The sequence below is a fragment of the Ectothiorhodospira variabilis genome, from assembly GCF_022227625.1.
Classification (GTDB): Bacteria; Pseudomonadota; Gammaproteobacteria; order Ectothiorhodospirales; family Ectothiorhodospiraceae; genus Ectothiorhodospira; species Ectothiorhodospira haloalkaliphila.
Genome location: NZ_JAJNAO010000007.1, coordinates 18,848 through 38,986 on the forward strand (window position 1 = coordinate 18,848; position 20,139 = coordinate 38,986).

The 20,139-nt window shown below is 62.0% G+C and carries 18 protein-coding genes; 5 read left to right on the forward strand and 13 right to left on the reverse strand.

The window, feature by feature from the left end:
• The first annotated feature begins 68 nt into the window (after positions 1-68).
• Together LPW30_RS08835 and LPW30_RS08840 are read left to right on the forward strand one after the other, a co-directional pair.
• Positions 69-1,004: an ABC transporter ATP-binding protein gene (locus LPW30_RS08835; protein ID WP_025281404.1), complete on the forward strand. Its 936-nt coding sequence runs from the start codon at positions 69-71 to the stop codon at positions 1,002-1,004.
• The gene (locus tag LPW30_RS08840) at positions 1,004-1,777 is read left to right on the forward strand and encodes an ABC transporter permease (protein ID WP_025281403.1); all 774 of its coding nucleotides are present in this window, start codon (positions 1,004-1,006) and stop codon (positions 1,775-1,777) included. The genes LPW30_RS08835 and LPW30_RS08840 overlap by 1 nt, the downstream gene beginning before the upstream one ends.
• Here the strand turns inward: LPW30_RS08840 and LPW30_RS08845 are convergent.
• Positions 1,767-3,401 carry a sensor domain-containing diguanylate cyclase gene (locus tag LPW30_RS08845; protein WP_239680658.1) on the reverse strand — a complete coding sequence of 545 codons (1,635 nt, stop codon included), beginning with the start codon at positions 3,399-3,401 and terminating at the stop codon, positions 1,767-1,769. The genes LPW30_RS08840 and LPW30_RS08845 overlap by 11 nt on opposite strands.
• Positions 3,402-3,832: 431 nt before the next feature.
• Here LPW30_RS08845 and ettA point away from each other — a divergent pair, with 431 nt between their 5' ends.
• Complete coding sequence (gene ettA, locus LPW30_RS08850) at positions 3,833-5,500, forward strand: energy-dependent translational throttle protein EttA (RefSeq protein ID WP_025281401.1); 1,668 nt, start codon at positions 3,833-3,835, stop codon at positions 5,498-5,500.
• 102 nt (positions 5,501-5,602) lie between these two features.
• Here the strand turns inward: ettA and LPW30_RS08855 are convergent, their stop codons facing one another.
• Complete coding sequence (locus tag LPW30_RS08855) at positions 5,603-6,049, reverse strand: bacteriohemerythrin (protein ID WP_025281400.1); 447 nt, start codon at positions 6,047-6,049, stop codon at positions 5,603-5,605.
• 114 nt (positions 6,050-6,163) lie between these two features.
• Here LPW30_RS08855 and LPW30_RS08860 point away from each other — a divergent pair, with 114 nt between their 5' ends.
• Positions 6,164-6,610, forward strand: a complete 447-nt coding sequence (locus tag LPW30_RS08860; protein WP_025281399.1) for a DUF2721 domain-containing protein — start codon at positions 6,164-6,166, stop codon at positions 6,608-6,610.
• A 9-nt stretch (positions 6,611-6,619) separates the two neighbouring features.
• On the forward strand, positions 6,620-7,477 hold the full coding sequence (locus LPW30_RS08865; protein ID WP_025281398.1) for an ATP-binding protein: 858 nt from the start codon (positions 6,620-6,622) through the stop codon (positions 7,475-7,477).
• Between the two features lie 92 nt (positions 7,478-7,569).
• Here LPW30_RS08865 and thrC read toward each other — a convergent pair whose 3' ends face one another.
• The 11 genes from thrC to LPW30_RS16035 all read right to left on the reverse strand — a co-directional run bounded on the left by thrC (position 7,570) and on the right by LPW30_RS16035 (position 20,101).
• Positions 7,570-8,712, reverse strand: coding sequence for a threonine synthase (thrC, locus tag LPW30_RS08870; protein WP_025281397.1), 1,143 nt, complete (start codon positions 8,710-8,712; stop codon positions 7,570-7,572).
• 36 nt (positions 8,713-8,748) lie between these two features.
• Positions 8,749-10,059: a homoserine dehydrogenase gene (locus tag LPW30_RS08875; protein WP_025281396.1), complete on the reverse strand. Its 1,311-nt coding sequence runs from the start codon at positions 10,057-10,059 to the stop codon at positions 8,749-8,751.
• A 76-nt stretch (positions 10,060-10,135) separates the two neighbouring features.
• Positions 10,136-11,176 carry an HD domain-containing phosphohydrolase gene (locus tag LPW30_RS08880; RefSeq protein ID WP_029762380.1) on the reverse strand — a complete coding sequence of 347 codons (1,041 nt, stop codon included), beginning with the start codon at positions 11,174-11,176 and terminating at the stop codon, positions 10,136-10,138.
• A gap of 59 nt (positions 11,177-11,235) precedes the next feature.
• Positions 11,236-11,574 carry a response regulator gene (locus LPW30_RS08885; protein WP_239680659.1) on the reverse strand — a complete coding sequence of 113 codons (339 nt, stop codon included), beginning with the start codon at positions 11,572-11,574 and terminating at the stop codon, positions 11,236-11,238.
• Between the two features lie 14 nt (positions 11,575-11,588).
• Positions 11,589-13,319 carry an ATP-binding SpoIIE family protein phosphatase gene (locus tag LPW30_RS08890; protein ID WP_238624657.1) on the reverse strand — a complete coding sequence of 577 codons (1,731 nt, stop codon included), beginning with the start codon at positions 13,317-13,319 and terminating at the stop codon, positions 11,589-11,591.
• Positions 13,320-13,330: 11 nt separating this feature from the next.
• Positions 13,331-13,636, reverse strand: a complete 306-nt coding sequence (locus LPW30_RS08895; protein ID WP_025281392.1) for an STAS domain-containing protein — start codon at positions 13,634-13,636, stop codon at positions 13,331-13,333.
• A gap of 94 nt (positions 13,637-13,730) precedes the next feature.
• Entirely contained in the window at positions 13,731-14,789 is a 1,059-nt protein-coding gene (locus tag LPW30_RS08900) for a protein-glutamate methylesterase/protein-glutamine glutaminase (protein WP_025281391.1), read from the reverse strand.
• 49 nt (positions 14,790-14,838) lie between these two features.
• Positions 14,839-16,071: a methyl-accepting chemotaxis protein gene (locus LPW30_RS08905; RefSeq protein ID WP_239680660.1), complete on the reverse strand. Its 1,233-nt coding sequence runs from the start codon at positions 16,069-16,071 to the stop codon at positions 14,839-14,841.
• 21 nt (positions 16,072-16,092) lie between these two features.
• Complete coding sequence (cheD, locus tag LPW30_RS08910) at positions 16,093-16,704, reverse strand: chemoreceptor glutamine deamidase CheD (RefSeq protein ID WP_239680661.1); 612 nt, start codon at positions 16,702-16,704, stop codon at positions 16,093-16,095.
• Positions 16,701-17,534, reverse strand: a complete 834-nt coding sequence (locus LPW30_RS08915) for a CheR family methyltransferase (RefSeq protein ID WP_025281388.1) — start codon at positions 17,532-17,534, stop codon at positions 16,701-16,703. The genes cheD and LPW30_RS08915 overlap by 4 nt, the downstream gene beginning before the upstream one ends.
• An 83-nt stretch (positions 17,535-17,617) precedes the next feature.
• Positions 17,618-20,101 (reverse strand): methyl-accepting chemotaxis protein, encoded by a 2,484-nt coding sequence (locus LPW30_RS16035; protein WP_274521665.1) that lies wholly within the window; start codon positions 20,099-20,101, stop codon positions 17,618-17,620.
• Between the last annotated feature and the right edge of the window lie 38 nt (positions 20,102-20,139).

The following is a 20,139-nucleotide window of genomic DNA, read 5'->3' on the forward strand; positions in this document are numbered from 1 at the left end:
CGAACCGGCTGCACGGATCTGTTAGAATTCCGGGTTTGCCCATCTCCGGAGCGGATCACGGATCGCCCATGCCCCACGCCCTGTCCATCCAGAACCTGACCAAGACCTACAAGAACGGATTCGAGGCCCTCAAGGGCATTGACCTGCAGGTGGAGCCCGGCGACTTCTACGCCCTGCTTGGCCCCAATGGAGCCGGGAAATCCACCACCATCAGTATCGTGGCCTCCCTGGTGAACAAGTCCGGGGGCAGTGTTTCCATCTTCGGTCACGACCTGGACAAGGACCTCTACGCCGCCAAGCGTTGCCTGGGGCTGGTGCCCCAGGAGTTCAATTTCAACGTGTTCGAGCCGGTGGAGGAGATTGTCGTCAACCAGGCCGGATATTACGGCATCCCCCGCAAGGAGGCCTGGAAGCGGGCCGAGAAATATCTGGTGGAGCTGGGCCTGTGGGACAAGCGCAAGGGCATGGCGCGGCTTTTGTCGGGAGGCATGAAACGCCGACTGATGATCGCCCGTGCCCTGGTGCACGAACCCAGGTTGCTGATCCTGGACGAACCCACCGCTGGGGTGGATATCGAGATTCGCCGCTCCATGTGGACGTTTTTGCGGGAGATCAACCGGCAGGGCTGCACCATCATCCTCACCACCCACTACCTGGAGGAGGCCGAGAGCCTGTGCCGCAACATCGGCATCATTGATCACGGGCGCATCATCGAGAACACGACCATGAAGGGCCTGCTCAATCAACTCAACACGGAAACCTTCATCCTGGATCTGAGCCAGCCGCTGATGCAGTTGCCCACCCTGCCCCAGCATCGACTGCGCTGGGTGGACGAACTCACCCTGGAGGCAGATGTGGATCGTGATGTCAGCCTGAACCAACTCTTCGTGGATCTGAACCGGGAAGGCATTCAGGTGCGTAGCATGCGCAACAAGACCAATCGCCTGGAGCAACTCTTCATGAACATGGTGGACGAGAGCCGCAATACGGGAGTGACCGCATAATGTCAGGCTATGCCAATTGGGTGGCCCTGCGCACCATCGTGACCAAGGAAGTCCTGCGTTTTTCCCGCATCTGGATTCAGACCATCCTGCCCCCGGTGATCACCATGGGGCTGTACTTCATCATCTTCGGAGGCTTGATCGGTTCGCGCATCGGGGAGATGGAGGGCATCCGTTATATGGACTTCATTGTCCCTGGGTTGATCATGATGGCGGTGATCACCAATTCCTACTCGAACGTGGTGTCCTCTTTTTACAGCGCAAAGTTTCAGCGTCACCTGGAAGAGATGCTGGTTTCACCCGTGCCCAATTACCTGATCATCCTCGGTTTCGTTGCAGGTGGCATATGCCGCGGCCTGGCGGTGGGAGTGGCGGTGACCCTGATCTCCATGATCTTCAGCCCGCTTTCCATCCACAATCTGGCCATCACCCTCTCGGTGGTATTGCTCACAGCCACCCTGTTCGCCCTGGCCGGGCTGATCAACGGGGTGTTTGCCCGCAGCTTCGATGACATCTCCATCGTCCCCACCTTCATTCTCACACCCTTGACCTATCTGGGGGGCGTGTTCTACTCCATCACCCTGCTGCCGGAGTTCTGGCAGGGGGCCTCCATGCTCAATCCGATCCTGTACATGGTGAACGCCTTCCGTTACGGCTTTCTGGGGGTGGCCGATATCGGCCTTGCGACCTCCTACGGCATCATCATCGGCTTTGTGGTGCTCCTGTACGGCGTGGCCCTGTTCCTGCTGAACAAGGGTGTGGGCATCAGGAACTGATGTCTGTGAGACGGGAATCGGTCTGCCAGTAGCGGCCCTTGCCCTGAGACTTGGCCTCGTAAAGGGCCCGATCCGCCGCCCCCAACAGGGATTCGTAGGTCTCGCCGTCATCCGGATACAGGCTGATTCCGATGCTGGTGGTCACCTGGCAGGCGCGACCCTTGGCGTGGATGGGCCTGCCAAGCACCTCCAGTATCTTTTCGGCGATGCGCGCCGCCAGTTCCGGGTCCGGTAGTTTTTCCAGCAGGATCACGAATTCGTCGCCGCCTACCCGGGCCACGGTATCCGAATCCCTCACGGATTCGTTGAGTCGTTGTGCCACTTCGCACAGCACCGTATCGCCGGCGTCGTGCCCCAGGCTGTCATTGATGGGTTTGAAGTCGTCCAGGTCGATGTACATGACGGCAATGCGACTCTGCTCCCGCCGGGCCTGAGCAATGGCATGGATGATGCGGTCCCTGAGCAGAGTACGGTTGGCCAGGCCGGTCAATGCATCATGGAGAGCCATGAAGCGCATGCTGTCCTGGGCCTTCTTGCGCTGCGTGATGTTCACCGACAACCAGATCACCGCCGGACGCCCCATGACGTCTTTTCCCAAGGGCGTGATACGGCCCTCGAACCACTGGGGTCCCGTAGGTCCACTTTCCGGTTCAACGCCTTCCACATCGTCCACCGACAGGGCGTACTCGATGGATTGCAACTGCCCGGTGCGCAGGGTCTCATGAATCCGCGCCAGGAAGAGATCCGCCTTGTCCCGGGGCATGACCTCATGCAGTGTCCGGCCCAGCAGGGCCTGGTGGCTGGTGTGATAAATCTGGGGGTCATGGCCACCGAAGACCTCCAGATAACGGCCCTCGGAGTCCAGAATGAAGCAGATGTCAGGCATGGCCGCAATGGTGGCCCTGAGGCGCTCGCTGAGGCTTTGATGCAGTGCCTGTGAAACGCGCACCCGATCGGATTGCTGGGTCATGCGCCAGGCCAGGGCGCCGGCCATCAGCACCAGTGTGAGGCCCGTGAAATGCCAGGCCATGGGGCGGGCCGTGGCGGCGGACCAGCCCCCCCTGGGCAGTGCGGCCAGTTCCCAACGCCCCCCCTTGATGATCACCTCCTGGCGCACACTGTCCCGGCTGAAGAGTTCCGGGTCGCCAAAGAACACGGCCCCCGCCGGGCCAAGACCATCGCGCCCCCGAATGGCCATATCCAGTCGATCCTGCAGATTGATGAGCCCCGTGATCTCATAGATGGCCTCCATGTCGATGGGAATGCTGGTCAGACCCCAGTAGGCCTCGGGATCATGCCGGCCACGATCCGAGTTCAGGTACACGGGGGTGCGAATGATCAGCCCCGTACCGCCTTGAACCAGCTCCCACGGCCCGGCAAGTACCGTATCCGCAGCCTGCATCATGCGATAAACCGACTCGCTCTGCTCCGGGTGGTTTTCCAGATCCAGCCCCAGGGCGGCCTCATTGCCCGCCTGCGGGTAAACGAACCGGATGACATTGTCCGGGGCCAGAGTGATGTTGCGTATCATGTCGCTGCGCTGACGAAACAGCTCTGCTGCCACCCGGCGGAATTCGCTCTCGCTGATGTCGGGATGGATCCCTGTGTAGGTGGCCAGCACCATGGTGAAATGGATGGTGCGTTGAGTTCGCCCTCCAGACGGGCCCGGACGGTGGAGAGTTCACCAAGGACCTGGGTCCGGGCGCGGTCCTCCAGGCGCTGCTCCACCAGCATGTCCACGCCGGTGAAGCCCGCCACCGCCAGGGCCATGGTCAGCGCGCCCGTCGCCAGGGGCCGATAACGCCACCGACCACGTCCCGGGGACTTGCGTTGCGCGAGGGATAGGGAGGGAGGAGTGGGCATCCGGGTTTCGCGATTGGAATGGGTCCAGCTTGCCAAAAGGTGGTGACCCTTTCAAGGTAAAAAAACCCGCATATATGGGCACTTGCCGAGGCGGCCGCTGGAAACTGCCGGTCAACTTCAGGATAATGCGGGCAACGCACCGGGCCAGTCGCCCGCTTTCATTGCACAACTCATCCCCCATACAGGTTCCATATGGCCCAATACATCTACACCATGAATGGTGTGGGCAAGGTCGTCCCGCCAAAGAAGGAAATCCTCAAGGACATCTCGCTGAACTTCTTCCCGGGCGCCAAGATCGGCGTGCTGGGTTATAACGGTGCGGGTAAATCCACCCTGTTGCGCATCATGGCGGGCCTGGACAAGGAATACATCGGCGAGGCACGCCCGCAACCGGGCATCAAGATCGGCTTTCTTTCCCAGGAGCCTCATCTTGATCCGGAGAAGGACGTGCGCGGCAACGTGGAGGACGGCGTCGGCGAGGTGAAGGCCCTGGTGGACCGCTTCAATGCCATCGCCGAGGAATTCGCCAACCCCGACGCGGATTTCGATAGCCTGCTGGCCGAGCAGGCCGAACTTCAGGATCGCATCGACTCCGCTGGTGCCTGGGATCTGGAGCGCAAGCTGGAAGTGGCTGCCGATGCCCTGCGTCTGCCCCCCTGGGATGCCGATGTCACCAAGCTCTCCGGTGGTGAGCGCCGCCGCGTGGCCCTGTGCCGCCTGCTGCTCTCGGCTCCGGACATGCTGATCCTGGACGAACCCACCAACCACCTGGACGCTGAATCGGTGGCCTGGCTGGAGCGCTTTCTGTCGGAATTCACCGGCACCGTGGTGGCGGTCACCCACGATCGTTACTTCCTGGATAATGTGGCCGGCTGGATCCTTGAACTGGACCGGGGGCAAGGCATTCCCTGGCAGGGCAACTACTCGTCCTGGCTGGAACAGAAGGAGAAACGCCTGGAAATCGAGGAGAAACAGGAAAGCGCCCGCCGCAAGAACATGGAATCGGAGCTGGAATGGGTGCGCAGCAACCCCAAGGGCCGTTCCGCCAAGAGCAAGGCCCGTCTCAAGCGCTTTGAGGAGCTCTCCTCACAGGACTACCAGAAACGCAGCGAGACCAAGGAGATCTATATCCCACCGGGCCCACGCCTGGGCGACGTGGTGGTGGATCTGGATGGGGTGAGCAAGTCCTACGGGGACCGGGTGCTGTATGAAAACCTTTCCTTCTCCCTGCCTCGCGGTGGCATTGTCGGTGTCATCGGCCCCAACGGGGTAGGCAAGTCCACACTGTTTCGCATGATCGTTGGCCAGGAGAAGCCGGATTCAGGCGAGATCCGCGTCGGTGAGACCGTGCAGGTGGCCTATGTGGATCAGACCCGTGATGCCCTGCAGGATCAGCGCACGGTGTGGGAAGAGGTCTCGGATGGGCAGGACATCATCCATGTGGGCAACTTCCAGATGCCCTCCCGGGCCTATGTGGGTCGCTTCAACTTCAAGGGCAGTGATCAGCAAAAGCTCATGAAGGAGCTTTCCGGCGGTGAGCGTAATCGCGCCCACCTGGCCAAGTTGCTGCGCAGCGGTGGCAACCTGCTGCTGCTGGACGAACCCACCAACGATCTGGACGTGGAAACCCTGAGAGCGCTGGAAGAGGCGATCCTGGACTTCCCCGGCAGCGCCGTGGTGATCTCGCACGATCGCTGGTTCCTGGACCGTATCGCCACCCATATCCTGGCTTTCGAGGAGGACGGCAATGTGGTCTTCTTCGAGGGGAATTACCAGGATTACGAGGAGGACCGCCGCAAGCGCCTGGGCAGCGACGCGGACCAGCCCCATCGGGTGAAATACCGTCGCCTGGAGACCTGAGTCGCCTTCTTCCCAGGGCCGCCCCTTTTCCCCCTCACCCAACCCCTCTCCCCATGGGGGGAGGGACCTGGTCAGTTGCCTGCGGAGTCTGGTGCGAAGGATTCAGGCCTTGGTCGGTCCTGCGGCGGCTTGCTTCTCCACGTAACGCGCGGTGGCCTGATCCATGGTGTCGCAGTGGCGTTGGTACCAGGGCAGGAATTCATTGAGGAACTGGTCCTTCAAGTCTTCCAGCCCGATCACACCGGCATCCAGATCATCCACGTAGGTGACCAGTTCTTCCAGACGCTGATCGTGTTCGTTCTTGTGAATGTGGAAGGGTGGGAAATGGACGGCCTTCATGATCACTTCCTCACGCCGAAAATGGGCCCGGCTGTGCTCTATGAAATTGCGCAGGTCTCGGCGAAGCCCCTCCGGCTCCGCATGGCCGTCACGGGATGCTTCCAGGGTTTCGACCACGCGGGCGAGCAGGCCCATGGCCTCCTCGTGATCATCATCCATGAATGCCATGCCCACCTGAGGCAGTTCCTCGATTCTGGCATGTTCGCTCATGATGCATTACCTCGCGAAGGGGCATATATCCCTAACATAGCACAGGATGCATGACCGGAGGATTTATGGATATAGTTGAAATCGACTATCACAACATTCTGCAGCGGTGATCGCATGATCGACTCCACCTCGCCCATTGAAATCTCGCAAGTCATCCAGTTGTCCGTGGCGCCTGTCTTCCTGTTGGTGGCCATCGCCGGATTCGTGAATGCCTTTGTCGCCCGTCTCGGCCGGGTGGTGGACCGCCGCCGGCATCTCGCCCAGATGATGCACGCACCGGATGCCAAACGCCGTGAATGGAGCGAACGGGAACTGAAGATCCTGGATGACCGTGCGCGCCTGGTCCATTGGGGGATGACCTTGTGCATTACCACGGCCATGCTGGTGTGCCTGACCATCGTGACCGTATTTCTGGACTTTCTCTTCGATATGGAACATCCCCGGATGGTGGGTGCCATGTTCGTGCTGGCCATGGCCAGCCTGATCACGGCCCTGGGCCTGTTCCTGAGAGAGGTCTTCCTGGCGGTTGAGAGCCTCACCCTGAGCAACCGCGAAGGCTAGGAGCCCTGAATGTCTGATCGTGTTGATCTGGAGGCGGTGCTCCAGCGGGCCCACTCACTCATGGAGCGACTGGAGGGGATGCTGCCACCCCCTGCCCCGCCGATCCAGTGGGACGCACCGGCATTTCGCTGGCGTCAGGGGCAGTTGCAATCCATCCCTGAAGTCAGCCCGCTGTCGCTCGACGATCTATTGCACATCGGGCGACCGCGAGAATTGCTGGAGCGCAATACCCGGCAGTTCCTCGCCGGGCGGCCCGCCAATAATGCCCTGCTCTGGGGTGCCCGGGGTACGGGGAAGTCCTCGTTGATGCGCGCCCTGCTGACCCGCTATGCCAGTGAGGGGCTGCGTCTGGTGCAAGTGGATGCCCACGAACTGGTGGACCTGCCGCGCATCGTGGCGCCGCTGCGTGATCGTTCGGAGCGGTTCGTGCTGTTCGCCGATGACCTGTCTTTCGAGGCCAACGAACCGGCCTACAAGGCACTGAAGGCCGCCCTGGACGGTGACCTGGAGGCCACGCCGGAGAACGTGATCATCTATGCCACCTCCAATCGTCGTCATCTGATGCCCGAGCGCAGTGCGGACAACCTGGAAGCGAAGCGGGTGGATGACGAAATCCATCCTGGCGAGGCGGTGGAGGAAAAGGTGTCGCTATCGGAGCGATTCGGCCTCTGGGTAGCCTTTCATCCCTTTTCCCAGGCTCAGTACCTGGAGGTGGTCAGGCATTGGCTGGCGCACCTGGGCGGCGGCCCGATGACCGAGGCGGCACGGCGCGAGGCCCTGCAGTATGCCCTGCTGAGGGGTTCCCGCAGCGGCCGGGTGGCCTGGCAGTTTGCGCGGGACTGGACCGGGCGACAGGGGGAGGCTTGATCCCTGCCATTGGGGAAACAGGGACCAAGGGAGCCCCTCTCCCGCTAGCGGGAGAGGGGTTGGGGTGAGGGGGAGTGAGAAGGCGCTCCACCTCAGGCCATGTTATCCAGGATGGCCCGCTTCACCGAATCCAGATCTGCTTCCACCGTCAGCGGCGCCCGCAAGCTCTGCTGGATGGCGATGTCCGGGTCCTTCAGGCCATGCCCCGTCAGGGTGCACACGATGCTGGAGCCCTCGGGAATCTTGCCCGCCTTCACGTCACGCAGGGCGCCGGCCAGCGAGGTGGCAGAGGCGGGCTCACAGAACACGCCCTCCCGTTCAGCCAACAGTTTCTGCGCGGCCAGGATCTCCTCGTCGGAGCACTCATCGAACCAGCCGCCGGACTCTTCCTTCACCTTCCAGGCGTACTCCCAGGACTGGGGATGCCCGATCCGGATGGCCGTGGCTACCGTATCCGGGTCGTCCACCATGGCGCCGCGCATGAAGGGTGCGCTGCCACTGGCCTGGTAGCCCACCATGCGCGGGCGATTGCCCACGATGGCGCCACCGGCGTACATGCAGCGGCCCTTGCAGAACCCGCACGACTCGGTCACGTGATCCCCAGAGGCCGAGGAATACTCGCAATAGCCAATCCAGTGGGCAGTGATGTTGCCGGCATTGCCCACCGGCAGGCAGTGGTAATCCGGGGCACGCCCCAGTTCCTCGACGATCTCGAAGGCCGCCGTCTTCTGGCCCTGCAGACGGTAAGGGTTGACCGAGTTCACCACCGTCACTGGTGAGGTTTCGGCCACCTGCTTCACCAAGCGCATGCCGGCGTCAAAATTCCCCTTGATCTGGATGACCGTGGAGCCATGCATCATGGCCTGGGCCAGTTTGCCCTGGGCAATCTTGCCATCGGGAATGAGCACGAAGGCAGTGATCCCGGCCCGGGCCGCGTAAGCGGCTGCCGAGGCAGAGGTGTTGCCGGTGGAGGCACAGATGATGGCTCGGGAGCCCTCCTCCACGGCGCGGGTGACGGCCATGGTCATGCCCCGGTCCTTGAAGGAGCCTGTGGGGTTGAGCCCCTCGAACTTCACGTAGATGTCCACTTCCTTGCCCAGCACCCGGGGGACGTTGTTCAGCCGGATGAGGGGCGTGTTGCCCTCGCCCAGGGAGATGATGCGGGCATCGTCATGCACCGGCAGGCGGTCACGATAGCGTTCGATGATGCCGGTGTAACGGGGTCGGAAAGGCATGGTCGGGTCTCGGGGTCGGGGCGTATTGACGCGATGTTACTTGAGGTTTTCCAGGCGGATGCGGGTCACCGGGGTGATCACGCTGTCCAGGGACTCGATACGGCCGATGGCCTGGTTGAGATTACCCTCGCGCACCTGGTGGGTCAGCATGATCACATCGGCTTCCTGGGTATCTTCATCCGGCTCCTTCTGCATGATGGCCTCGATGCTGATGTCCAGGTCCGCCAGGATCCGGGTGATATCGGCCATCACACCCGGACGATCCAGCACCCGCAGGCGCAGATAGAAGGCAGTTTGCACGTCGTCCATGGAGAGGATGGAAACATCCGACAGGGCATCGGCCTGGAATGCCAGATGCGGCACGCGGTTCTCCGGGTCGGTGGTCAGGGCGCGGACCACGTCCACCAGGTCGGCGACCACCGCCGAGGCGGTGGGCTCGGAACCGGCCCCGGGGCCGTAATAGAGGGTTGGGCCCACGGCATCGCCCCACACCAGCACGGCATTGAGTACGCCGTCCACGTTGGCGATCAGGCGCCGCTCGGGAATCAGGGTGGGATGCACCCGCAACTCGATGCCCCCATTGGCCCGGCGGGCAATGCCCAGATGCTTGATGCGGTAGCCCAGTTCGTTGGCGTAGACCACGTCATCCCGGGAGATGCCGGAGATGCCCTCGGTATAAACCCGGTCGAACTGCAGTGGGATACCAAAGGCAATGGAGGCCAGGATGGTCAGCTTGTGGGCCGCGTCCACGCCTTCCACATCAAAGGTGGGATCGGCCTCGGCGTAACCCAGACGCTGGGCCTCCGCCAGCACATCGGCGAACTCCCGCCCCTTGTCGCGCATTTCGGTGAGGATGAAGTTCCCGGTGCCATTGATGATGCCTGCCAGCCATTCAATGCGGTTGCCGGTCAGGCCTTCGCGGATGGCCTTGATGATGGGGATGCCGCCGGCCACGGCGGCCTCGAAGGCCACCATCACGCCGCGTTCCTGAGCGCGGCTGAAGATCTCGTTGCCGTGCAGGGCGATCAGGGCCTTGTTGGCCGTCACCACGTGCTTGCCCTGGTCAATGGCCCGCAGCACCAGTTCCCGGGCCAGTGTCGTGCCCCCGATCAGTTCGACGATCACCTGAACCTCGGGGTCGTCCACCACCTCCAGGGCTTCCTCGGTGAGGCGCATGCCACTCACGTCCAGATCGCCCAGGGAGTCCAGATTGCGGGCCGCAGCCGCCACGAGTTCGATACCACGACCGGCGCGGCGGGTGATCTCGTCGCTATTGCGCTTGAGCACTCTGACCGTGCCGCTGCCCACGGTCCCAAGGCCCAACAGGCCGACTTTGACGGGTTCCAATGATCTGGCTCCTATGGCGGGGAAAGCCCCGCATTATAGCGGAGATCGGGCCGACCCGGGGAGGGGCCCAGGAGGATCAGTCGGCCTCGGGAATGGGTTCCGGAAAACGCTCGCGGATGGCCAGAATATCGGGCACCAGACTGAAGAAGAGCTCGGTGAGATCCGGGTCGAAATGTTGCCCTGCCCCGTTGCGGATGAAGTCCAGGGCATCGTCCACGGCCCAGGCCTTCTTGTAGGGCCGCCAGGAGGTCAGGGCGTCAAAGACATCTGCCAGGGCGCAGATGCGGCCGGTCATGGGAATATCATGACCGGCCAGACCATTGGGATAACCGCTGCCGTCCCATTTTTCGTGATGCGTGAGAGCGATTTCCCGGGCCATGAGCAGCAGGTCGGAATCATCGCCACTGAGGATGTCGGCACCGATGGTGGCATGGGTCTTCATGATCTCCCATTCGTCGGGTGTGAGCTTGCCGGGTTTGAGCAGGATCTGGTCGGGAATACCGATCTTGCCCACATCGTGCATCGGGCTGGCATGGAGCATGCGTTCGCATTGATCACGATCCCAGCCCACATGCTGGGCCAGCAGGGCCGAAATGTGACTCATGCGCAGGATATGGCACCCGGTCTCGTTGTCCCGGTATTCCGAGGCGCGCCCCAGACGCTGCACCACCTGCAGGCGGGTGCGCCGGATCTCATCGGTGCGCTCGTGCACCAGTTGCGCCAGCATGTCCTTCTGATCGTGGGTCATGCGGTGCGCCAGTTGCACATCCAGCATGTTGCGCACCCGTGCCAGCACCTCAGCCCGGTCAAACGGTTTGCCGATGAAATCCCGTGCACCGTTACTCAGGGCCCGGAGCATGTAGTCACGGCTGTGCTGAGCCGTGAGCACGAGAATGGGCGGGACCAGGGGATCATTCAGCGCGGCGAACTGCTCCATCACCTCGAAGCCGTTCATGTGCGGCATCTTGATGTCCAGCAGAATCAGGTCGGTGGGTGCCTGGTGATAAGTGGCGATCACCTCCCGGGGGTCCTGAACCAGGGCCAGGTTGGAATAGCCCTCAGTCCGTAGCAGGCGGTCCATCAGGATCAGGTTGGCCCGTTCATCGTCCACCACCATGATCCGGGCCGCCTTGCGCTCCGGCTCTTGATGGGTGTTGTGGGAGAGGTCATGGCTGTTCACTGGCGCACCTTGTTGCCGGGGCGATTGGCTTTATCCCGTGAGAGGAGTGTGCGAATTGTATCAAGCAACTCCTCCAGATTCAGGGGTTTGGTCAGGTAAGCGTCGAAGCCGGCCTCCAGGCCGCGCTGACGGTTCGATTCCGTGGCATTAGCCGTGAGGGCCAGCACGGGGATATCGCGGGTGACGTTCATGGGCGTGCGCAGTTCGTGGCTCATGCGCGAGAGGAAGTCGGATTTGGCCTGATTGGCCCGATCGGCGTCTGCCTTGGCCTTACGCAGGGCCTCCATGGTATGCGTCTGCCACCGGAGGCGTTCCTCCAGGGATTGATAGAACACACTGTTCCCGTCCTTCAGCGACACCGATACACAGCCTCCACCCGGGAGCCAGAATCTTCAAAAGCCACCGTATCGCACAGATCCCGCACCAGGGCGATGCCACGGCCCCAGGGGCGGGTGGTGTCCAGCGACACATCGTCCCACTGGTGGGTGTCAAACCCCGGTCCCGAATCACTGATCCTGACGCGGAACACGCCGTGCGTCTCGCTGGGCTCGTAGGCCACGCTCACATCCACACGCCCTCGGCAACCCTCGGCCAGGCGCCGGCCCCGTTCCTGATAATAGTTGCAAAATCCGTCCGGGTCGGCCTTCATGGGAGAGTCCAGTCGCAGCACCCCATGCTCCAGGGCATTGCTGTAGAGTTCGTTGACAATGGTTTCCAGGGGGCCGGCATCCTCCTCCAGGCCATCCAGCAATCCCAGTGGGCGCAGGGCGGACTCCAGCGAGGGCAAGTCCCCAAGACGCTCGTCCTCCAATGTCAGCGACCAGTTCCATCCCCCTTGCGGGTGACTTTCACGGCTCACGGGCGGACGGCTGAACAGTTCCGGGTCCAGGGGAGTTTCCAGAATGGCAACATCATCCTCCGGCCGCTGGTCGGCGCAGTGCTCCTCGAGGGCCTGCAGCAGGTCGGGCAGTACCGCCCCGCCGTGGGTCCATGCCTGCAGCACCCCGGCAAAACCATGATCCATGAACATGCACCCATCCGGATCACGGGCCTCCAGCAGACCATCACTCATCATCAGCAGTCGGTCATGACGACGTACGGCCACGCGCCGGGGCGTTTCCCGATCCGACAGCTCCGGCAGGATGCCCAATGGCAAGGCATGTGAGGCCAGCTCCTGCAAGCCCTCCTGGGTGCGTAACCAGGCACTGGGCATGCCGCCGTTCCACCAGCGGATCTCCCGACCGGAGCCGGGGATGGAAACCAGGCAGGCTGCCATGAAGCGTTCCGGCGGCAGCACGCGATACAGCTTGCGATTGATCTCGTCCAGCACCTGCTCGTCATCCACGCCCTTGCGGGTCATGGTACGAAAGGTCTCGGCCACGGGCAGCGCGCCGATGGCAGCCGCGAGACCATGGCCGGTGAAATCTCCCAGAAGGATGCGCACGCCCCCATCGGGAAGATCCTGGGTGAGCACCAGATCGCCGTTGAACGTGGTGGCGGGCCGCTGTACCAGCCCGAACTGTTCCGTATGCACATTCCGGTCGTTCACTGCCCGTCTGAATACCCGTTCGGCCAGCTTCTGCTCCTGGCGATCCTGCTCCAGCAGTTGCTCCAGTTCCCGGTTTTTTCCGGCGATGATGCGCTGCAGGTCACGCACCCGTTCCATGGCCGTGATGCGTGCCTTGAGGATGCTGAAGTTGAAGGGTTTGGTGAGAAAATCATCCCCGCCGGACTCCGTGCACTGCACCAGGGACTTTTCATCATGCAACGCGGTAAGAAAGATGACGGGCACGAAATCAAAGCCAGCCATGGCCTTGATGCGCCGGGTCGCTTCGAATCCATCCATCCCCGGCATCATCACATCCATGAAGACGATATCCGGGGGCGACTCCTCGAACAGCTCAATGGCCCGGGCGCCGCTCTCTGCCTCCAGAGTGTCGAAACCCTCCTTCTTGAGCATGCGCGCGAGCAACCGGCGGTTGGTGGGTTCGTCGTCCACCACCAGCGCCAGCCCCCGGGGGGCAGCGGCGTCCGTGATCCCGGACCCCCGAATCGGGCTTGGATGCGCGTCGAATGACATGGGGTGGGGGTTTACTCCAGGGTGAAAAGGCGATCGAAATTGGCGATCTTGAGCACGCGGCGTACATCGTCGCTGCAGCCCCGCAAGCTCACCCGTGCAGTATCGCCGCCAGCGTGTTCCCTGAGCAGCAGCAGCATGCCCAGGGCCGAACTATCCAGGTACGTGGCCTCGCTCAGGTCCACCCGATAGCGGGTGCCCTGGGCGGGCAGATCCCGATAGGCGTCGCGGAAGGCCTTGTGTTGGGCGAAATCAAACCGACCACCCACGGATATCGTCACCAGGTTGGTCTTTTCATCGACGTGACGTTTGATGCTCATACGAGACTCCAGCGAGGGCGAAAATAGAAAATGGCGGCGAGAATTGTGAGGATGATCTCAGATTTTTGGCCGCATGCCCAAATATTTAAGGGCATCAGCGCACACGGGAGGCCTTCAGCATGGCCTCGGCGATACGCTCCAGTGGCAGCACCTGAGAGGCTGCACCCCGCTTCACGGCCTCTCCGGGCATCCCCCAGACCACGCTGGTGGCTTCGTCCTGGGCAATGGTCTCCACGCCCATGTCGTGCAGCTCCTTGAGGCCCTGTACACCGTCGGCCCCCATGCCGGTGAGCAGGGCAGCACAGGCATTCTTGCCCGCAGCCTGGGCCACGGAACGAAACAGCACGTCCACGCTGGGCCGGTGGCGATTGACCGGTTCGGCCATGTTCAGGCGGCAGACGTAGCGGGCCCCATCCCGGGCCACCATCAGATGCTGATCTCCGGGTGCCACGTACGCGTGGCCGGCCATCAGGCGTTCGCCCTCCTCGGCCTCCTTGACCACCAGCCGGCTCTGGCGGTTCATGCGTTGCGCCCACGCGCCACTGAAACCTGCGGGGATGTGCTGGGCAATGACCACGGCAGGGCTGTCCGGTGGCAGGTCAATGAGAACATCCTTCACCGCTTCGGTTCCCCCGGTGGAGGCGCCGATAGCCAGCAGCCGGTCCGTGGTACGCCAGTGCCCCACTGCCTTGGCGGGCAGGATTTCGTCGACGGAATGCTTGGGTTTCACTGCTGCCAGGGTGCGCACTCTGGCTCCGGCCGCAACCCTGACCTTGGCGGCCAACTCATCGCGGTAGGCATTGAGGGTATTGGCAAGATCCAGAGCGGGCTTGGTGACAAAATCCACGGCGCCCAGCTCCAGGGCCTGCATGGTGACCTCGGCCCCGCGCTCGGTGAGCGAGGACACCATCACCACGGGCATGGGGCGCAGACGCATCAGGTTGCGCAGGAAGGTCAGGCCATCCATGCGCGGCATTTCCACATCCAGGGTCAGCACGTCCGGATCAAGACTCTTGATGCGTTCTCGCGCCACATACGGGTCCTGGGCCGTGCCCACGACCTCAATGCCCTCAATCGAGTTCAGCACCTCGGTCAGAAGCTTGCGCACCAACGCGGAATCGTCGACCACCAGTACCCGTATCGGCTTACCCACAGCGCCCTCCCTCAGCTTTGAAATTCTTGTATTGGCCACTGGGATCGCATCAGAAGAGTTCAATATCACCTTCGTCCATGGATTTCTGGTTCACGGGACGGTGAGCGGCATCCCGTAACTCCTCACGCAGCGCCTTGAGCCGACCACGGGCCTGTTCCAGCTGTTGCTGGGATCTTTCCGGCTCCACCATGGGCAGTTGGCGCAGCTCGGAGACAAAGCGTTCCATGAAATCGATGCGTGTATGCGCCCGATCCAGCACTTGACCCGCAATGTCCTCGAACTGCAAAAGCCTGACCGCCGCGTCCACATTCTGCTGCACGCGCTCGGCAACGCCGGACATATGATCCAGCCCCTCGGCCAGACTCTGATTCAGCTTCTGCAACTGTTCCATCATCTCGTCCATGCTGCCCTTGGCGGTGATGGATGTGTTCAAGTCCTGTGAGGCCATGCGACCGACCACCTCCCGGGCATGACCGAAGAGCCGGTTGGCCTGTTCCACCTGGGCGCGGATCTGCTCGTTGAACTGGTCCGAGTCCTGGGAGAGCTTACGCACCTCCTGGGCCACCACAGCGAATCCCCGGCCCGCCTCCCCGGCACGGGCCGCCTCAATGGCGGCGTTCAGGGCCAGCAGGTTGGTTTGTCCGGCGATGTGCTTGGCACTGTCGAGCAGCCCGAAGATCTCATTCATCAGGCTGGAGAGATCGTCCACCTGGTGAGCCACTTCCACGCTGTGCTTGCCCATGTCGATGAGCATCTGCACGTTCTGGGCCAGCACCTTGCCGTTTTCCTCCATGAAGTGGTCCATGTCGATGGCCTCAACGCCGGAGGTGGCCGCCCGGGGGTCGTTGGACATCCCCCTGATCAGTCTCAGGGCGAGTTCCTGTTGCTCTCGGGAGGTCTGGTTGAGATTGTGAAAGCTCTCCTGCAGATCACGCACGGCATCCCCGATCAATTCACGTGCCTGCCCCACCAGCGTGCGTAACTCGCTTGTCTCAGGCGCCATGAGGGCATCAATTTCAACGACCAGGTTCCACAACTCGCGGTCGCTGTCCAGGGTGCCCTGCCGCTCATCCGCCAGGGCCTGGGCGGATTGCCCGGCATGGGCGCCAGCTTGGGTCTGCCACAGCAAGGAGCCGACCCAGGCAAGTGCTATCAACAGCATGCCTGGCCAGGCAGGCAGGGACAGCAGCACCCAGACGACGATAGCGACCCCGCTGACCAATACGACCGGCCAGTGGGGTGTGAGCGCCCGCATGATTGCCTCCATTCCTAAGCCCTGCATGAGTCGGTCTCCTCGCATACGTCAGTCGAACAGTTCCACTTCGCCGGACACCTTGGCCTGACGCAGTTTCTGGCTGTAGCTCAGTTCCCGTTCGATGATGGTCTCGTTGTGCAGACTGCGCAGTTTCTTCACGAGTACCCGCCCGGTGGTGGGAAAGAAGTACACCTTGCGCGGGTGATTGCCGAGCAAATCCTGTGCCGCGATGGGAATGCCCTCCGTCGCCAGGTAATCGGTGACGAACCGGGCGTTGCGCTCTCCGACGATATTGCTCTTGAACCCGGGCAGCACATTGCCGGCACCGAATACCTTGGCCTCCAGGTTTTCCCGGCGCGCCCCCAACTTGATCAGCTGGTTGATCAGGATCTCCATGGCGTAGTCCCCATAGCGCATGGAACTGCCCACACGGCTGTCCTCGTTACGCTTGTCGTCGGGCAGCATGAAGTGATTGATACCCCCAATGCCTCGCAGACGATCCCTGACGCAGGCCCCCACACAGGAGCCCAGCACGGTCACCATCAGCAATTCCCGATTGGAGACGTAATACTCTCCCGGCAGGATCTTGACGGCATCCATATCGAAGTGCCGGTCGTAATACAGGTTGGGTGCCAGGACCTCCTCGAAACCTTCGCTCATGGGCGCCCCCTCGCCACCGGCACACAGACCGTCTTGCCCTGCAAGCGGAACAGGTCGGAGGCATGGGCCAGGCTCTCCGAATGCCCCACAAACAGCAAACCCTCCGGATGCAGCAGGGGATGAAACCTGGACAGCAGCCGGTACTGGGTTGGCTTGTCAAAATAGATCAACACATTGCGACAAAAGATGGCATCAAAAGGCTCCTTGAGCGGCCAGCTTGGCCCCAGCAGATTGAGCGACTCAAAGGTGATGAGTTCCCGTACCTGAGGCCTGACCCGAACCATGCCCTCACGGCTGCCCTTGCCCCGCAGGAAAAAGCGTTTCACATCACTCTGCGGCATCTTGTCGATGCGCTCCATGGGATAGATGCCTTCAGCAGCGTGGCGCACCACTTGTGTATCCAGATCCGTGGCCAGGATCTTCACGGGCGGCGTCCAGCTGCCGAACGCGTCGATCAGGGTCATGGCGATGGAAAACGGCTCCTCCCCCGTGGAGCATCCGGCCGACCAGATCCTCAGCGTGCGCCGAAGACGGCCCTGCATGCGGGTGGCATGTTCAGAGAGCACGGGAAAATGGTGGGCCTCCCGGAAGAAGGATGTGAGGTTGGTGGTCAGCGAATTCACAAAGTGCTGCCATTCCTCGGCATCCACCTCCAGGCGATCCAGATAGGCCTCAAAGGAGTTCAGGCCCGCCTGACGCAGGCGCCGCGCCACACGGCTGTAGACCATGTCCCGTTTGCCCGGGTTGAGCGAGATGCCGGCATATTCATAAATCATTCGCCGGATTCGCTCGAAGTCGGCATCCCTGAAATCGAATTCTCGGTCACGCATGGGCGTGACCGCAGGCGACGTGAGCCCGGTGCAAGGCACCGGGCCTGAAGGGTCGTGTCATGGATGACTGGCTCCGATGGCGCTCAGAACTCTTCCCACTCATCGTCCGGGTTGGAACGGGAGGCAGGCCGGTTGCCGGGCTTGGCGCCACCGCCCGCTGCCTTGCCCTGCTGGGGCTTGCTGCTGCCACCGGCGGCCGCTTTGCCAGCGGTCGCCGGGCGCCCGGATGGGGCCTTTTTCGCAGCCGGCAGAGCCCGGCTGGGGGCCTTGGCTGCAGGCAGCTGATGACCGGCGGTAGCCATGGTGCTTTCCTCCACCCGGAACACACTGACGGCGCGGGCCAGACCCTGAGCCTGTTCCTCCAGGGACTCGGCGGCTGCGGCGGCCTCCTCCACCAGCGAGGCATTCTGCTGCGTGACCTCGTCCATCTGGGTGACAGCACTGTTGACCTGCTCGATGCCCGTGCTCTGCTCGTCGGCAGCGGCGGTGATTTCGGCAATGAGATCCGAGACCCGCTTCACTTCGTTGACGATCTCTTCCATGGTCTGGCCTGCATCCAGGACCTGCTTGCTGCCTTTCTCGATGGTCTCCGAATCCTCGGCGATCAAGGCCTTGATTTCCTTGGCGGCCGCGGCCGAGCGCTGTGCCAGGTTGCGCACCTCGCCAGCCACCACGGCAAACCCACGCCCCTGCTCCCCGGCCCGGGCAGCTTCCACGGCCGCGTTCAGGGCCAGGATGTTGGTCTGGAAGGCAATGCCGTCAATCACGGTGATGATTTCACCGATCTTGTCGGCACTTTCAGTGATGGCCTTCATGGAGTCCATGGCCTCCCTGGCCTTATCTCCACCCCGACTGGCCACATCGCGGGCGTTGATCGAGAGCTGGTTGGCCTGGCGGGCGTTGTCGGCCGTCTGCTTCACCGTGGAGGTCAACTCTTCCATACTCGAAGCGGTTTCCTCCAGGCTGGAGGCCTGCTCCTCGGTGCGCTGGGACAGATCCGTGTTGCCCACGGCAATCTCGCGGGACGCGGTGTTGATGGCATCCACGGACTCCTTGATCTGACCGATCAGCTCCTGCAGACGCATGGCGGTGGCGTTGGTGTCTTCCTTCAGTTGCCCGAAGGTGCCTTCGTATTCACCCGTCACGCGTTGAGTCAAATCCCCGTCGGCGACGGCGTTTAGCACACGGGCGACCTCGCCCAGACCCTTGGAGGTGCGCTCCACCAGCTGGTTCATGGCATCCCCCAGACGCTTGAAGAAGCCACTCAGGTCCTCGGTGGCGATACGCTGGTTGAAATCGCCCTTCACGGCGCCTTCCACCAGGTGCGTCACTTCCCGTTCCACCTTGAGTTCTTCGGTACGGTCGGCCCATTCAATAACAGCACCCAGACGCTGACCGTCCTCATCGAAGATGGGACTGGCAATCAGCTTGTAGGTGCGCCCGCCGACGACAATTTCCGTCTCATGGGTGGACTGCATGGAATCCGTCATCTGACGCTGATGGGCTGCACGCTTGTGGAACATATCCATACTGGAGCCGCGCACCCGGTCAGGATCGAAGTTGGGCAGATCCTTGCGGATGTCGTTGGCGCCCTTGCGGAACATGCCGATCACCGCGTCATTGGCGTAAACGATCTGGGCATCCGTGTCGGAGACCATGACATTGGAGGACACGGTATCCAGGGCATACCGGATGCGCAGATTCTCGGCCGCCACACGCTTGGTCTCGGTGATATCCGCCTTGAGCTTGGCCTGCATGTCCGCCAGCCCCTTCAGGGCCTTGCCCACCTCGTCCTTGCGGGTCTGCTCGATTTCCTGATCGTAGTCGCCGGCACCAATGGCATCGAACTTCGACACCAGGGACCGTAGCGGTGGCACCATGCTGATGAAGGTCAGCACCGCGATGGCGAGGGAGAGGAGAATGGCAATGGAGGCAAGCCAGATGAGTTCACGAATCTCGCTGGCCGCGGTCTCCACATTGGCGTTGGCATCGGCCGTGGCACGGGCCACGTTGCCTTCCACCAGTTCCACGAAGGTGGCACCCATGGTGTTGGAGATGGGGATCATGCGTTCAACCGTTGCCTGGTACTGCTGCATGTAGGCGTCGAACTGAGCAGGATCCTGGGTACGAATCATGTTATCGATCAGGGCGTCCAGTTCCACATAGATGGCCCGCCAGGCCTGGTATTCACCGCGCAAGCGATTGTACAACTGTTGACCTGCCTCGGTGAGGCGAGGGATGCCGGCAAACTGCTCCCAGTAGCGATCAACGGTTTCCCAGGATCGTGCCCGTTCCCGGGCAATGTCTCGAAGCGCAGATTTATCTGTATAGGCTTCATCCTGCAGCATGACCTCCACAGTCTGAGCTCGGATGGCCATGCGCTCGGTGTTCATCTGCCCGAGGGCTTCCATGGACGGCAATCGGTTATCACGGACCTGCTCGGAATAGTTCGCCCAGCCGTTGAACCCCTGATAGGCCTCGAAGGCCGCATAGGCCAGGGAGAGCAGTAACACGCCGCCAAGCAGCGCAATCTTGATGCCTGCCGATAGATTATTGAACCAACGCATGGCCTTGACTCCTTGAAGCTTATTGAATTAGCCCGAGA

What these genes read in the sequence shown, in the direction of transcription:
- LPW30_RS08895 (WP_025281392.1), bottom strand. Translation starts at nt 13,636, where the DNA reads ATGAGCATCAAACGTCACGTCGATGAAAAGACCAACCTGGTGACGATA.
- LPW30_RS08840 (WP_025281403.1), top strand. Translation starts at nt 1,004, where the DNA reads ATGTCAGGCTATGCCAATTGGGTGGCCCTGCGCACCATCGTGACCAAG.
- LPW30_RS08865 (WP_025281398.1), top strand. Translation starts at nt 6,620, where the DNA reads ATGTCTGATCGTGTTGATCTGGAGGCGGTGCTCCAGCGGGCCCACTCA.
- LPW30_RS16035 (WP_274521665.1), bottom strand. Translation starts at nt 20,101, where the DNA reads ATGCGTTGGTTCAATAATCTATCGGCAGGCATCAAGATTGCGCTGCTT.
- LPW30_RS08860 (WP_025281399.1), top strand. Translation starts at nt 6,164, where the DNA reads ATGATCGACTCCACCTCGCCCATTGAAATCTCGCAAGTCATCCAGTTG.
- LPW30_RS08855 (WP_025281400.1), bottom strand. Translation starts at nt 6,049, where the DNA reads ATGAGCGAACATGCCAGAATCGAGGAACTGCCTCAGGTGGGCATGGCA.
- cheD (WP_239680661.1), bottom strand. Translation starts at nt 16,704, where the DNA reads ATGAGCGAAGGTTTCGAGGAGGTCCTGGCACCCAACCTGTATTACGAC.
- thrC (WP_025281397.1), bottom strand. Translation starts at nt 8,712, where the DNA reads ATGCCTTTCCGACCCCGTTACACCGGCATCATCGAACGCTATCGTGAC.
- LPW30_RS08915 (WP_025281388.1), bottom strand. Translation starts at nt 17,534, where the DNA reads ATGCGTGACCGAGAATTCGATTTCAGGGATGCCGACTTCGAGCGAATC.
- LPW30_RS08890 (WP_238624657.1), bottom strand. Translation starts at nt 13,319, where the DNA reads ATGTCATTCGACGCGCATCCAAGCCCGATTCGGGGGTCCGGGATCACG.
- LPW30_RS08880 (WP_029762380.1), bottom strand. Translation starts at nt 11,176, where the DNA reads ATGGTGGTGGACGATGAACGGGCCAACCTGATCCTGATGGACCGCCTG.
- LPW30_RS08835 (WP_025281404.1), top strand. Translation starts at nt 69, where the DNA reads ATGCCCCACGCCCTGTCCATCCAGAACCTGACCAAGACCTACAAGAAC.
- ettA (WP_025281401.1), top strand. Translation starts at nt 3,833, where the DNA reads ATGGCCCAATACATCTACACCATGAATGGTGTGGGCAAGGTCGTCCCG.
- LPW30_RS08845 (WP_239680658.1), bottom strand. Translation starts at nt 3,401, where the DNA reads ATGGTGCTGGCCACCTACACAGGGATCCATCCCGACATCAGCGAGAGC.
- LPW30_RS08905 (WP_239680660.1), bottom strand. Translation starts at nt 16,071, where the DNA reads ATGCAGGGCTTAGGAATGGAGGCAATCATGCGGGCGCTCACACCCCAC.